Below are 13,995 nucleotides of genomic sequence, written 5' to 3' on the forward strand. Positions count from 1 at the left end.
CAGTCTCGCTCAGCCTGCCAGCGCCCGGCGCTTCGGAAACGGAATTCCTGCGCTATGGGCGGTTGCCCCTCCATCGACGGGAACGATCACCCCCGAAACGTAGGAAGCCTCAGGCGAGGCCAGGAAGGCAATGACTTGCGCGACTTCGTCGGCCGTCGCCATGCGCTGCTGCGGCAGTTGTACCTGTCGGTCCGGGACATATTCTTCGCGCATCCCCTTCATCATGTCCGTGTCCGTCGGACCGGGTGCAACGCAGTTCACACGGATTCCATCACGACTGTAGTCAACGGCCCAGGTTCTTGTGAGAGCGGAGATCGCGCCCTTGCTTGCCGTGTAGGCATCCGCGTGCGGCATCGCGCGGATGGCTGCGACGCTGCTGACAAGAACAATCGCACCGTCCGCGCGGAGACGTGGCCGGAAAGCCCGCACAGCCAGCATCGTCCCGGTGAGATTGACGGAGATCGTCCGATGCCAGGCATCGAGTACGAGTTTTTCAGCCGGACCGTCGTCCGGACGCAGATTGATTCCGGCAGCGGGAACCAGTGCGTCGATCGGACCGATACGTTCCGCGACGGCCATCATCGCTTCGGGATCAGTGACGTCGCACGCGTGACTCGTCACGCCGGGAATCGTGCTCGGCCGACGATCGATGCCGTGAACCGACCAGCCCCGTGCGTGCAGGAGCGCGGCAGCGGCAGCGCCGATCCCTCCTGCGACCCCTGTAATGACCGCGACCCGCGGAGATTTGCTCATGTTGATCGGCTCCCATTGGCGGGCGTCTTCGCGCCGTCCAGGCGAAATACAGGCAGCGTCACATCGGCTCCGGCGACATCCTGAAAATCGACCTTGACCCGATCGCCGCAACGCGCGGTCTCCGCGTCGGGCCCGATCAGCCGGCTCATGAGCTGTACGCCCTCGTCCAGTCGCACGATGATCAGCACATAGGGCAGGTGTTCGCTGAAGCCTGTCGGTGCGCCGGCACGCTGTACGGTGATGGAATAGATCTCGCCCGTTCCCGCGGAATCCCGCCAGCCGAGATCCTCGCTCAGGCAGAACGGGCAGAACCGCTTTGGATACATGATGAGCCGGTCGCAGGCATTGCAGCACTGCAGAACGAAGCGCTTCTTTCGCGACGCCTCCCAATAGGGAGCGCTCCACGGAGTTGGGACGGGAAGTGCGTGGGCGAACGACATCAGCCGGGCTCCTTGGAAAGAATAGTGACGTGCGAGTCCATCCAGGTGCCGCCGGAGGCCGTTTCAACGGCGTTGACGGCATTCGCGACCTGGCGCTCTCCAGCCTTGCCCATGAGCTGACGAAAGGCTTCGACGAGAACTGCAATGCCGCCGCCTGCCCCGGTGTGTCCCTGGGAGAGCATCCCGCCATTCGTCGTCATCGGCATACGCCCACCGGGGGACGTATGCCCAGCCGCAACGAACGCGCCGGCCCGCTCGCCGCCGCACACGCCGAGCGCATCCATCGCGATGAGGGCAAAGACCGGATAGGAATCGTAGATCTGGGCGAGCTGGATATCCTGCGGGCGAAGGCCCGCCTCTGCATAGGCAGCATGCGCCGCTTCCGGAAACCCCAGCTTCGCCAGATCCGTATCCTGCGAGAGCGTATAGTGTGTCACCAGCGACGAATGCCCGCGCACGAAGACCGGCGTTTTCGTCATCTTCTGCGCATCCTGCGCCGATGCGACGATATAGGCGCTCGCACCATCCGCCAGCACGTTGCAATGCTTGGCTCGCAGCGGGTCGGCAATCATCTTCGATGCCAGCACCTCTTCCACCGTGAGCGGTTGCCGGAACATGGCGTGGGGATTCAACGCCGCCCACTTCCGCAGCGACACGCAGACCGCTGCGAGTTCTTCCTCGGTGGTGCCCGTCTCGTACATATAGCGCTGCGACACCAATGCGCCGACCGCATTCATGTTGTGGCCGTAAGGCGCTTCCCACTCTTCGGAAACGCCGGTGGTGGCGAAGAGATCGATGCCCGCCTGACGCGGCAGTGAACCAACCTTATCGGAGTGGAGGCACAACACGGTACGGGCCGCACCGGTCGAAACCAGAGCTTCGGCGACCGCGAGCATGCTGGAACTGCTGCCGCCGCCGGCCATCACCTGAACGTTCATCTTGGCGCTGCGGAGCATGCCGAGCTCCTCGCAGAGCCGCGAGAACACGAGGTCGACGTTGAAATGCCGGGACGCCAGAGCACCCGTCGGCATCACCACGTCGATATCGCGCGGCGACAGGCCGGCATCGAGAATGGCTTCGCGCGCCGCAATGACTGCCGCTTCGATTTCACTCCGATCGGAAAAACGCCCGGATGGCACTTCGCCAATGCCGACGACCGCGGCCGACGCAGATCTCCTGTGAGTGCTCAATCCTGTTTCCTCCCGGCATTGTCGGTTTGTCGTCGACGATCAATCGCCGACAGGTTGGTGCAAGCCGTAGATGGCCGGCCGGCCTCCCTCAACGTTCAAAAGTCCATTGATTGAGACTTTTTATGTTGGTATCGACATAGATGACGGCCAAGTTGCACGCCGCAAACACCCGAGAGACCGGCATTGGCGCGAAAACGGAAAAGCGAGAGTCTCTCAGCCACAACGGCACGTGCGTCGCCGTCTGCGCGGCAGGTATCCCGCAAACGAAACGGGCCTCCCTCTTCGGCGGATGCCGCCGAGCCACAAGCGTCAACCGACCTCACGCCCTCAGACTATTATCGCCGGCGCGAGAAGGAGCTGCTCGCACTTCAGGAGACGACTCTCGACCTGAACCGGCTGCGCAATACAAGCGAGGTCCTTGGCGCCATCGTCCGCCGCGCCCGCAGCCTCGTGGGCAGCGCAATCTGCTATCTGTCGGCATATGATCCCGAACGGCGGGATTTCTTCGTTCGCGCCATCGAGGGCGCGGTATCGAGACGCTTCGCCGACATCAGGGTTCCTCGCGACCTTGGTAGCTGCCATCCGATCATCGAAAGCAAGCGTCCCTTCGTCACAGCAAACTATCGGGACGACCCTCGCTTTATTCACGCCACAACGGTGGATACGGCCCTTGAAGGAGAGGGAATCGTATCGATGGCTGCCGTTCCCCTGCTGCTGGACGGACAAGTGCTCGGCATTCTCTATATCGCCGACCGCCACGCACGCGCCTTCGCGCCCGAGGAGGTCGCACTGCTCGTGTCGCTGGGGACACACGCTGCGCTGGCGCTGGAGAATGCCCGGCTGTTTGAGGAGACCCGCACCGCTCTCGAAGCACTGGAAATCAAGACCGCAGAAACTCAGGAAGCGATTGCTGTCCACGAACAACTCATCGCGCTCGTTGCAAGGGGCGGCGGCCTGGACGACGTGGCGCAAATGCTTGCAGCGATCCTTCACGCGGGCGTAGTTGTCCTGGACCACCAATACGAGACGGCATGTCTGGCCGTCGATCCTGCCGGCAATAACGTTGGCGCCAAGCTGGGCCAGGCCCGCAATCGAAGCCAACTGCTTCGCGCTCTGGGTGAGAGCCAGTCGATCGGCCGGTCGGTGTCCGTCACCTTCCAAGGCATTCCACCGAGCATCGCGATGACAATCATCAGCGCAACCCAAATCCTTGGTGCGTTGGTCGTCTGGCGCCAGGCTCCGCTCAGCGATCATGAGATTCGCACTCTTGAGAGAGGGGCGATCGTTTGCGGCATCGTCCTGTTGTCGCTGGATCGCGCCGCCAAGGGACTCGAGCAAGACGCCGCTGAACTCTTCATCGGATTGCGCAACCGCAACCCGGAAGCGTCTGTCGCCTTGACCCGCCAAATGGAACAGTGGGGCATGGATCCCCGCCAACCTGTAATCATGCTGCTTGTCGATATCGCTGACAGGATGGCGAGCCACGTCCTGCGGGTTATTAAGGGAGCATGTCCAACCCGCAGATTCATTGGCGGCGAATTGGAAGCGCGACTTTTGCTGCTTTGCCCGCCTGCAGATGCACCGCTCGTGGCAACGGCGGCTCAGAAGGCCGTTGAACAGCGGACAGGCTCGCGCATCAATATCCTGCAATCGGCTGAGTTCATGCCATCCACGGAGTTCCGGGATACATTCGCCAAAGCCGGCCGCTGCCTGGACCTGGTGAGAGTCCTCGCACGACAGGGCGCGATATGCACGCAAGACGAATTGACCGTTTATGCCGTCATGTTTGCCGAGCGATCCCGCGAAGAACTCGATGCGTATATCAGGCACACAATCGGCGCTTTGCTGGAGCAAGACAGGAAGCGAAACACAAATCTGACAGAGACCATGTCTTGCTACTTAGACAGCGGCTATAATACCGGCATGGCCGCCAGAACACTCGGGATTCACGAGAATACTCTTCGGCAGCGACTTGATAGCGTCGAGCGACTGCTCGGAAACTGGCGTACAGCCGGCAGATCCTTCGAGGTGCAAACAGCATTAAAGCTGCATATGCTCAGGCTCGGCCTTGCTACCAAATGAGACCTGAAAACAACCGCGTCAGCACAACAAGATGCCCCCAATGACACGGCGCAAAGACCGCATTGCGCCGATTTTGTTGAAAAACTCCCGCGTTGAAGCGTGGCGCCATCGCTGATTCAATCTCGGTATCGGCGGAGGCTGAATCGATGATGGGTTCACAGGAGACTGATCAGGCGGCTCTGTTCTACGAGTTCTCGCTGTAGCGACACGTTCCAGCCTCTCATCTGCTGAGGAACATCGACCGGTTCGTCGAGCTGTCAATCATTCGGAGCGAGCTGGCACCATTCTACAGTTCGACCGGACGGCCATCGATTGATCCCGAGCTGCTCGTCCGGATGCTGCTGGTCGGCTACTGCTACGGCATCCGGTCGGAGCGCCGGCTACGCGCGCGTCTGCACGCGCCTCGCATTCATGTCGTCATGAAAATGCAGCGACGGCGCGGAAGACCGGGGAAACCGCTCCGGCCGGCACCGGAACGGTGCTTTACCCTTGCGCGCGCGAGGGCGGAGCCCTTCCATGTCCTTTTGCAAGTAAAAAGACGTGCGAGAACCCTCGCCGTGCCGAAGGCACGGCGACAGAGAAGTCTTCTTTTCCTGTTGGATCGGGGGCGAAGCGCCGATGGCGACGGTCGATCAATCTTCCATTCGCGGGTTGGATACCGCATGAACGCTTTTCGTCGCGGCCTGCCTCTGACTTAGCACGGGCATCGGATTGAACCGGCCCACTGGGCTCTCGAGGATTGCCTGACCTTGCGCTCCGCCCCCGGCCGAACAGGTCGGCGGATTTACGCCTACGGCACCCCAGACCTCACGGCGTGACCGATCGCCCAAACAAAGCCGCTGAGTTCGCGGGCGATCGCCGTGATCACTACCGTGGGCTTCTTGCCTGCGGCGGCGAGCTTGCGATAGCGGCTGCAGAGACGAACCTGCGCCTTCCATGCAATGTCCCGCACTGGCTTTGGTTGACGCCCCACAATGTCGGTCTTGCCCGACGAGACGCGCGGCTGATAGCGATAACTCCAGGCTGCTTCCACCAGCATGCGGCGCGCCTCGCTATTGCCAGCCCGAGTGATCCCGCCGCGCCGGATGCGACTGCCGCTCGATTGCTCGGACGGCACCAGGCCGAGATAGGCCATGAGCTGGCGAGGAGACTCGAAGCGGCCGAGGTCGCCTACCGCCGCAACGAAGATCACGGAAGAGATGAGGTCGATACCGCGGACGGTCCGCAGTGCCTCAACCAACGGCGCCATCGACCAGTCTGACAACATCGCCGATATCCGCGCTTCGAGCTGATCGCGCCGATCCTGGGCGGCCCACACCGCTTCAACATAATCCTGGAAGACAATCTGGTGGGTGGTTTGCTCGAATGCTTGCGTCGCGAGCCAGCGCCGGTGACGCAGAGTCCAGTTCTTTTTACCTGGGCCGTAGCTCCGGCCACGACGGAGCAGGAAGGCGAGACACTGCTGGCGAGCACGCATCAGCTGCATGACGGCATCCATGCGAGCGCGGACGAGATCGCGGATCGCCTCGTGTACCGGATCAGGAACCCAGACCGCCGTCAGGTCGCCGAAGCGATGCTGCAGGGCGAGCTTCTGGGAATCCCTCCGATCCGTCTTGATCCGATCGCCCGGTTTGCGAGCAATCAGTGTCGGTGCCGCCACCGTGCAGCCGTGGCCAAGATCAACAAGTTGTCGGTAGATGCCATAACCGCATCCGCCGGCCTCGTAACAGAACTCCAAGCGACGGTCCTCATTGGCCAGTCGCTTGGCGAGTTTGGCAACATCCGTCGGCGTGTTGGGGATAGCGCCGATGAAACGGACTTCACCGTCCCGTCCCTCCTGGGCTGTGGTGACGGAAATGTTCACCTTGTGAACGTCGAGGCCAACATAAAGCGTCTTCTGCATGATCCCTCCGCGTGTCGAGACACCACGCACCCATGCGGTGCGGCATCTCGATTGTGAGGGATCGAGCGCCGGTCGTCACCGGGCACCCAAAGGACATACGGACTTAGCGATTATTATGCGAACGAGGAGACCGAAGGTCTTCCCCTTCCTTCTGCGCGACGGTGGCCTAAGCGCAAAAAAAGCCCCGCCTCCGAAGAGGCGGGGCGCGTCGATCCGGTTGGATCAGTCGCCGTTGCGGCGGGACCAGATTAGCGTGAAGCTGTCGTCCCCCTCGCCTTTCACCAGCGAGGCGTAGATCGGTGCCGGGAAGCTCGGATCGTCGAGCTTGACCGAGAGGTATTCGCGATCGGTCTCCCGTGCGGTCTTCTTCCAGGCCGCGCCGAACTCGGTGGCGCCAGTCACGATACGATAGTCCGGTGCCTTGTCGTTCTCCTTCTCGGTCGCGACGAATGTCGCCTTGACGTTGAGCGTCAGTGTCTTGACCGAGCCGGTGAAGCCGTTGTTCGACGCAGTGAAGGTTCCGATGGTAGCCATGGTGGTCTCCGTTCTGTTGTCGGGCCGCGACCATCGCAGCCTCGATGGCGGTCCTTGGCCCGGGGAGCGATCGGCCCGCAGCCGTCAGGCCCACAGCGCAGCGCAGGACGGCGGCAGACGGTTTTTTTGCCTCGCGAGGAATGCCGCCACTTCGCGGCAGGGGAAAAAAGCAGACGTAGCCGTTGCGGGAAGGCGATCGAGGCGAAGCCGCCCCTCGGGCCTGATCCGTCCATTCGAGGTTGCGTGGGACGCGCCCATAAACGGACTGATGGAGACCACCATGGCTGTTGCCATCACCACCGCACAAGGACCTGGCATCACCGGTCGCGCAAAGGCTTGCGCTCGCGCATCAAGGACAGCGAAGGCGTGACCCGGCGAACGATGGCGCGTGATTTCGCAGCGCTGCGGGCCGGTTTGGTGTGCCCTCAACCCGAGACCCATGGAGTCCCGCTCGCACTCTCGATGTCAGGAACGATCGATACGCCCGTCACGATCTGACCTCGCTGGTGAAAAATGAGGTCGTCGATCAGTCGGAACCGATATCGCAAGTCGCGCCACGGCATGATCCGCGGCGACGTCCCGTCCTTCGGGCGGGTTCACTGGCGCCGACCATAATGCGCCCTTCCCCGCTGGCTTCAGCTTGAAAAGTGTTTCACTTTCTGGAGTGCGCCCCGTCAAGGACGTGAGCATCGTGAGATTGGCCGCGCGCCCGATGGCGCGCGGCCAGAAATTTCGCCTGTCGCACGATGACAGACCGGGACCGGATAAGCGGTCCCGGTCATGCCGTTTACTCAGCAGCGACGGAATACGCGTCAGAGTTCGTCTCCGTGACGGCATCCGCTTGCGGGTGTTCGGCAGGCGCTTGGGCGACACGCGGTGCCCGCATCAGCGCCGGCAGCCAACCAGTTCCGACCAACAACTGCTCGGCAGCTTCCGCCATGTCCTGCTTCTTCATATCCGCGATCCGGTCAACGGCCTCGATGCTGACAGCTTCCCGCACGGCGGCAAGAATATGCGTCTTGGTGACGCGACCGAGATAGGTCTGCACGGACGGTGCCCAATGCGCGGCCATGTCAAGCGACACCGCCTCCGCCAGCCTGTTCGTCGTTGCCAGTGCACGGGGCCTACGCTCCGACGGCAGTCTCACCGCGTTGGTCGTCAGCGCGACGCAATGCGCAAACAGCGCCATGCGGCTACCGACGAAGGTGATGGCCAGACATGGCTGACGACACCGGACTATCGGCACATCGCCACCTTCAAAAAGCCTGTCGTCGATTTTAAACCGAGTCTATTCTCGGGCAGCTTGCCGGGTAAGACAATCCTTGTCGATGTTCTGCGCGTCGGACGAGGTACGATACGGTGGCCACGTGAGGACGCTCCGAACGCACCGCCGATCGAAAGCCATACAAAATGGAATTCAAGCAACGAACATTGATGCAGATCTCCAACATGATCTGCGGAAATTTCCAGGAAGGCGAGGCAAGTTACTTTCGCTATCGCAGCAGCAGCTATCTGACTGAATTCTTTCAGGATTGCGATACCGACTATGTGCATAATGGCACAACGAGGAATTACTGGGTCGCCGAGACATTGAAGGAGATCCTGTCCGACCCTCAGCCTACCGCGAATGTCCCTCCGGAAACTTTCGCCCGGGTGGTCCGCACGCTTATGGATCAGGGTGATGCCCATAACGAGGCATCGGAGCGTCCCAAGGCGCTTGAAATGCTGAACAGCGCACTAACCCGTGAAGGGTTCGAAGCGTTTTATGCCGAAGACAAGCAGTGCTACCTGCGCCACCTCAAGACCAATACCATTGCAGCGCCGGGGCCGAACCCGCACCGACCGTTCTCAGCCGCGGAACTGAAGCGCAAAGATCAACTTGTCGCCTTCCTTGAACAGGCATCAGAAGACGAGTTGATTGAAGAAGTGCTCTTGCCGCTGTTTCGGCAGCTCGGTTTCCATCGGATCACAGCAGCCGGTCACAAGGATAAGCAGCTCGAATACGGCAAGGACATCTGGATGAAGTTCACGTTGCCAACGCAGCACGTGCTCTACTTCGGAATCCAGGTCAAAAGAGGCAAACTTGACGCCTCGGGGACAACCAAGGCTTCCAGCGCCAATGTCGCCGAGATCCATAACCAGGCTTTGATGATGCTGGGACACGAGATTTTCGATCCCGACATCGGCAAGCGCGTCCTGGTCGATCATGCATTCATCGTGGCCGGCGGCGAAATCACCAAGGCCGCGCGCAACTGGCTCGGGAACAAGCTCGACGCGACCAAGAGATCCCAAATTCTCTTCATGGACCGCGAAGACATTCTCAATCTCTATGTCGTCACAAGCCTGCCACTTCCGACGGGAGCGCTGCCAGCGAGCGTGAGCGACGACAACGATGACCTGCCGTTCTAGGCATAATCGAACAATGTCCGCCATACGTTTGGGCCAGCTGTTTGCCTGCACGGAGCAAGGCGGTGCTTTCGTCGCCGAAGCTTCCGATGGTCGGCTCGTCGACATCAAAGACGTCTCCTCAGGTCTTGCATGCAAATGCATCTGCCCGGGCTGCGGCAGAGCGATGGTTGCCAAAAAAGGCGATGTGCAGACGCACCATTTTGCGCATCATGCGCAACTGGACGGACGATCATGTGTCTCCGCCGGCGAGACCGCGCTTCATAAGTTTGCCAAGCAAATCCTGGATCAACGACTTGAGATCGTTTTGCCAAAAAAGATTGTCACTCAGGGCGACGATCGGGAAATCGTGATCAACGAGGGAAAGTGGACATTCGACCAAGCACTTCTCGAGGCCAGGGACGGCAAGATCGTTCCCGATGTCGTTCTCCTCCTGCGCGACCGACGTTTGATCGTTGAATTCAAAGTGACTCACTCGTGCGACGATCAGAAGATTGCACGTATCAAGGCAATGGATGTCGGCGCCATCGAAATCGACCTGTCCCAGTATCGGGATTTCCTGTTGAACGACATCGCCGATCAGATTCTCTACGATGCGCCCCGCATTTGGCTGCATCATCCACACGAGAGCAACGCGCGAGAACGCCTCGCCGATAAAGCGCGGCAACGTGCGGACGAACGACTCCAGCTAATCAGGCGATACCGGGATGCGTATCGCCATCGTACGCCATCCAAAGCGACCGGCAACGGTGATTGCGAAGTTGCGGCCCGACGCGAAGGCCTCGGTGATCTCATCAACCTGCCGGTTGACGGCGCAGGCTGCTTTACTGTTCCCCTTGCTGAATGGCAGGCGGCGATTTTGCTAGCCCTTATTGCAGCAGTTGCACCTTTTCGAACCCGTAATGCACTCGCAACGCTCCGCAAAAACGGATGGCTCGACCAAGCCGTTGCTGATGTGCCGGACGAGATCGCGACAGCCGTGGGCGAAGACAACTTTCCTTTCAACTCTCCCGGTAGGACGGTTGAAGTCTTCCTGAAACGCCTCGAACAAAGGGGCTTTGTCCATTCAGGTCACACCGACACCTGGCGCCCCTCACATGTGCTGCTGGCGCGGGTCGATCAGGCGCGCGAGTTGCGGGAACGCCCGGCAACGCGGCTGGCCGAGGCCGAAAAGATCGTCGGCCAGATGCTCGGAAAACTTCCAGCGGAAGAAACAGCATCTTTCGTGTTCGACCAATGGTGGACCGCCAAAGCTCCCGCTCGAACCTATTCCCCCAGCGAGGCCGCCTCGTTCGACGACGCAACGTGGCACGCATTCCGTACCGATCTCACCAACATTACGACGCAAATCCAGTTCTCCCCTCGAGAAGGTCTCGATCTGATCGGCCTTCCCTATGAGGTAGAGCTGTCGCGCGCAGTGGAGCGCAAACGCCTGGATGAAGAGGAACGTGCGCGCGCCAGAGAAGCGCAGCTGGAGGCCGACAAGGAAGCGCGCGTCACACGGCTCAGAGATCGCGCAATCGAACTCCTCGGTGAGGAAGGGCAGACCTGGGTCGCGATACACAACCGGGATATTGGCGGACAGACACCGATCGGCGCGGCTGCAGCTGGCGAGACCAGCTATGACGAGGCCAACCGGGCGCTTAACCGAAGGCGACAGGAACTCGCCGCACAGGAAAAAGCCCGATACAAGAAAGACGAGGCGGTCGCGAAACTATTCGCCCTCGCGCAGACCCGATATTTCGACGTCGAAACCGCCGCGCTCTGGATACGAAGCAAACAGCGCGAGTTGGGCGGCAAATCACCCGAAGAATACACGGTCGACGACACAACGGGGCAGCGCTGCGCTCAATTGCTCCCAACCAAGCGATCGCGCCGATAAGCGGTAACGGCCCTTCTGGATGCCGCCCCCTTGGAGCAACCTTTCCCCATTTGCAATTTAAAAACGCCACCTTATATTCAGCGTAAGCGCCGTCATCGTCGGCGCGGCCGCTGCTATGGCGAAGGACCGTCGTCCAACGGATTTCTAACACCTGCGACCGAATCCTCATTACGGCCGCCAGGGACGAGCAGCGCGTCTCGACAAGGCCGAGATGAAGGACTTCGCGTGTACTCTTCCCACGACGGCGCAAAGAAGTGCGCCAAGGAATTGAAGCAGCTGTTTGCGGACAGCGGTTTCATCTATCCGTTGAATCAATGCCAAGGCGTTGTCGCCCGTGCCGGCGGCTTCCGCGATTGGCATGATCTCGAAGCAACCCTCAAGCAAAGCAACCAGACGATTGAGCCAAGCGCTTTTCGCAGGCGCTTGCTTGAAGCGCTGCCATATCCTTGCCGTCCGCCCGCACTCGCCTGGCTAGACAAGGATCCGGCGGAAACAACATCGGCCGCCGATACACCGCCGCGTTGGTATCGTGATGTTTTTCCTTACCTGATGGCCACGACTGCCTTGCACCGGAGCCGTACGGCATTGCTGCGTCCCGGCTCAGGAATCGGGCAGCGGTTGCGCGAGACGCTCGTCCTCGGCCTCCTCGTCAACACCAACGGCGGCACGCGCGTCGTCCCGCTCCTCGAGCCGGACACGCTCGCCTTTGTGTTTAATGGGACTCCAGAGACACTGTCCGGTGATCAGGCCAGGCACCCTCGATTCGACGTCGAAATCAAGGCGTTGATCCACAACGGCGTTCTGGATGTCCGGGACGGCGAGGTCAGAGTGCTCACGCCTGACGCCGCGGCTGTGATCGCGCGGGTCGCCGGCGACAAGGTCGGCAAGGCCGACTACTGGGCGAAAATCGGTGGCGACGGAGCAATCCGCGCGCTGCACGATGCCCTCGCGTCGATCGGAGTTCGGGATTCGCGGCGCGTGGCAGACGCCATCTCTCGCTTCGGGTCCGACGCCTACAATACACCGTCGGGGCCAGTGCTCGACTTGCTCACCAACCTGGCGGAACAGGGAGAAATCGAGACGCTGGCAAAAGCCTACACATTGTTCGCGACCATTCAGCCGGCAAGCGCACCTTTCGTGCGTGAGTCCATTCCGGCTAAAATCTCGTCTGGTTACCTGGCAAATTATCGGCGCCTGAATATGACAGAACTCTTGGCATGGGCAGACAGGCATCCGGATTGGCCGGACCAGCTCAAGGGTTCGGTTTCGAAGCCTGCGCTGTTTGCCGCGACCGTGAACGCGATGGTGGATTCGATCGCCGCAGCTTAGAATTCGTCTTACGCGGAGCCGCCGCACCAGGTGCGGCGGCTTTTCCATGCCAGAGACTGAGATTTGAAACATTCATAGCCGATATCAACGCGATGAACCGACCATCTAAAAAACATCACTTCGTCCCGCAGGCGCAGCTGCGTCATTTCGCAGGCGATACGGACGAACGTTTTATTTTCGTTTTCGACAAACAGACCGATCGTTCGTTCCGCACCTCGATCTTGAACGCCGGTTCCGAAAACGACTTCAACACGGTCAGTCTCGGCGAAAGCAAATGGAACTTTGAGGATCTATTCCGCGACGTCGATTCCCGATCGGCCCGTCTTGTCGGGAATATTCTGTCACATCGATCGCTGGCCTGGTTCGCGGTCGATGATCGCCTCGCCTTGGCCGATTCTTTGCCACGCAAATGCTTCGTACTCATTTCAGCAGAACCACCCCCGTCTATATTGCCTCACGCCTTCGCGAAGCGGTGCGCCAATTCGGTTACGATCCTGATGAAGATCCGGCTATGGCAATACCGAGCGATGCAGCGACACGACTGAGTTCAGTCAAGACATTCCTCAACCGAGACGAACACCTGGCCGCACTGCTCCGCCTCTATCCAGCTTTATACAGAACAAGCGACACAGACCCATTCGTGATTTCGGACCATCCCGTTACAACCGCAAACGCGTTTCCTTATGGAGATCGGGGACTCAACTCCCAGGGCATTCTGGTTTTCTTGCCGATTTCGCCGGAGTTCTCGATCGCGTTGCACTGCCCGACAATCGGGAAGCGCTACGAACTGGCCGACTCAGCGAGCCTCGCGGACGACCGGATGGAACGAATCCTCCAACATCGAGCGGGACTGAGGTCCGGCGACCCAATCGACATCGACAGCGATACGACCCTCTATCTCAATCACCAGCAGATCGCGCAAAGTGCCCGCTACCTCTATGCAGCAGCCGATAACTTCCGCGGCACACGTGAATTTTTAAGAGAACAGCCAGATCTCAGATCCGTTACCACGCACATACATGCCGGCGAAATGGGAGGTCCTCCTCCACAGCGTCCGCAAATGCCCGCGGGAACACATCTCGTCATTCACGGCCCATTCGATCACGGCATGCTCGAGATCCTGGAGATTGACGAAAACGGCGAGGGACTCACCGCACGCACCAGCCAGATCGCACTACTTGCACAAATGGCAGCAGATACCGGCCTGCTCCGGGTCGAACTCTACTTCGGTGGACGTTGCCGCCGCATAATGGGGCAAGCAATGATCGAGCCGGTCGGAGATTCAACCGACGGCTGGTTTCGCGTCGTGCACCGCGACCCCTCTTTGCGAGCGCTGGACAATCAACTCAGATACAGCCGCAGCTAAAATCCCCTCCCCGATCCGGCAGCATGAACCGTTGAACTTAAGCGGCAAGACGCGGCGTTTCCTCTGTACCCGTTTGACGGCCCAACTGCGGCATCCCATCGGCGAGAAAA

9 protein-coding genes and 3 pseudogenes are annotated in these 13,995 nt (G+C 60.3%); 6 read left to right on the forward strand and 6 right to left on the reverse strand.

Features of this window, described 5'->3' with window-relative positions:
- Positions 1-9 precede the first annotated feature (9 nt).
- Genes A4A58_RS24730 through A4A58_RS24740 form a run of 3 tightly spaced genes read right to left on the reverse strand, consistent with a single transcriptional unit; the run spans position 10 to position 2,383 of the window.
- Entirely contained in the window at positions 10-753 is a 744-nt protein-coding gene (locus A4A58_RS24730; RefSeq protein WP_068737158.1) for an SDR family oxidoreductase, read from the reverse strand.
- Positions 750-1,193: a Zn-ribbon domain-containing OB-fold protein gene (locus A4A58_RS24735; protein ID WP_081422049.1), complete on the reverse strand. Its 444-nt coding sequence runs from the start codon at positions 1,191-1,193 to the stop codon at positions 750-752. Before A4A58_RS24735 ends, A4A58_RS24730 begins: the two co-directional genes overlap by 4 nt.
- The gene (locus A4A58_RS24740) at positions 1,193-2,383 is read right to left on the reverse strand and encodes a thiolase family protein (RefSeq protein ID WP_139069939.1); all 1,191 of its coding nucleotides are present in this window, start codon (positions 2,381-2,383) and stop codon (positions 1,193-1,195) included. Before A4A58_RS24740 ends, A4A58_RS24735 begins: the two co-directional genes overlap by 1 nt.
- 183 nt (positions 2,384-2,566) lie before the next feature.
- On the opposite strand from A4A58_RS24740, the gene A4A58_RS24750 reads away from it, so the two are divergent.
- Positions 2,567-4,465, forward strand: a complete 1,899-nt coding sequence (locus tag A4A58_RS24750; RefSeq protein ID WP_081422050.1) for a helix-turn-helix domain-containing protein — start codon at positions 2,567-2,569, stop codon at positions 4,463-4,465.
- A 146-nt stretch (positions 4,466-4,611) separates the two neighbouring features.
- A pseudogene (locus A4A58_RS29865) lies at positions 4,612-4,863 on the forward strand (transposase); the annotation flags it as partial.
- Positions 4,864-5,255: 392 nt separating this feature from the next.
- Here the strand turns inward: A4A58_RS29865 and A4A58_RS24755 are convergent.
- From A4A58_RS24755 to A4A58_RS24765, 3 genes and pseudogenes are all read right to left on the reverse strand, one after another.
- Complete coding sequence (locus A4A58_RS24755; protein ID WP_068737168.1) at positions 5,256-6,368, reverse strand: IS110 family transposase; 1,113 nt, start codon at positions 6,366-6,368, stop codon at positions 5,256-5,258.
- Positions 6,369-6,590: 222 nt separating this feature from the next.
- Entirely contained in the window at positions 6,591-6,902 is a 312-nt protein-coding gene (locus A4A58_RS24760; RefSeq protein WP_068737170.1) for a DUF736 domain-containing protein, read from the reverse strand.
- Between the two features lie 787 nt (positions 6,903-7,689).
- Positions 7,690-8,097: pseudogene (locus tag A4A58_RS24765) on the reverse strand (chromosome partitioning protein ParB); the annotation flags it as partial.
- Positions 8,098-8,312: 215 nt separating this feature from the next.
- Here A4A58_RS24765 and A4A58_RS24770 point away from each other — a divergent pair.
- From A4A58_RS24770 to A4A58_RS24790, 4 genes and pseudogenes are all read left to right on the forward strand, one after another.
- Entirely contained in the window at positions 8,313-9,311 is a 999-nt protein-coding gene (locus A4A58_RS24770; RefSeq protein WP_068737175.1) for a hypothetical protein, read from the forward strand.
- Positions 9,312-9,324: 13 nt separating this feature from the next.
- A complete protein-coding gene (locus A4A58_RS24775) occupies positions 9,325-11,190 on the forward strand; it encodes a hypothetical protein (RefSeq protein ID WP_068737176.1) in 1,866 nt (621 codons plus the stop codon).
- A 225-nt stretch (positions 11,191-11,415) separates the two neighbouring features.
- Positions 11,416-12,519 carry a hypothetical protein gene (locus A4A58_RS24780; RefSeq protein WP_068737178.1) on the forward strand — a complete coding sequence of 368 codons (1,104 nt, stop codon included), beginning with the start codon at positions 11,416-11,418 and terminating at the stop codon, positions 12,517-12,519.
- A 92-nt stretch (positions 12,520-12,611) separates the two neighbouring features.
- A pseudogene (locus tag A4A58_RS24790) lies at positions 12,612-13,885 on the forward strand (DUF4238 domain-containing protein).
- Positions 13,886-13,995 lie beyond the last annotated feature (110 nt).

The sequence above is a fragment of the Tardiphaga robiniae genome (genome assembly GCF_001618955.1).
GTDB classification, from domain to species: Bacteria; Pseudomonadota; Alphaproteobacteria; order Rhizobiales; family Xanthobacteraceae; genus Tardiphaga; species Tardiphaga robiniae_A.

What these genes read in the sequence shown, in the direction of transcription:
- A4A58_RS24730 (WP_068737158.1), bottom strand. Translation starts at nt 753, where the DNA reads ATGAGCAAATCTCCGCGGGTCGCGGTCATTACAGGGGTCGCAGGAGGG.
- A4A58_RS24735 (WP_081422049.1), bottom strand. Translation starts at nt 1,193, where the DNA reads ATGTCGTTCGCCCACGCACTTCCCGTCCCAACTCCGTGGAGCGCTCCC.
- A4A58_RS24755 (WP_068737168.1), bottom strand. Translation starts at nt 6,368, where the DNA reads ATGCAGAAGACGCTTTATGTTGGCCTCGACGTTCACAAGGTGAACATT.
- A4A58_RS24760 (WP_068737170.1), bottom strand. Translation starts at nt 6,902, where the DNA reads ATGGCTACCATCGGAACCTTCACTGCGTCGAACAACGGCTTCACCGGC.
- A4A58_RS24770 (WP_068737175.1), top strand. Translation starts at nt 8,313, where the DNA reads ATGGAATTCAAGCAACGAACATTGATGCAGATCTCCAACATGATCTGC.
- A4A58_RS24775 (WP_068737176.1), top strand. Translation starts at nt 9,325, where the DNA reads ATGTCCGCCATACGTTTGGGCCAGCTGTTTGCCTGCACGGAGCAAGGC.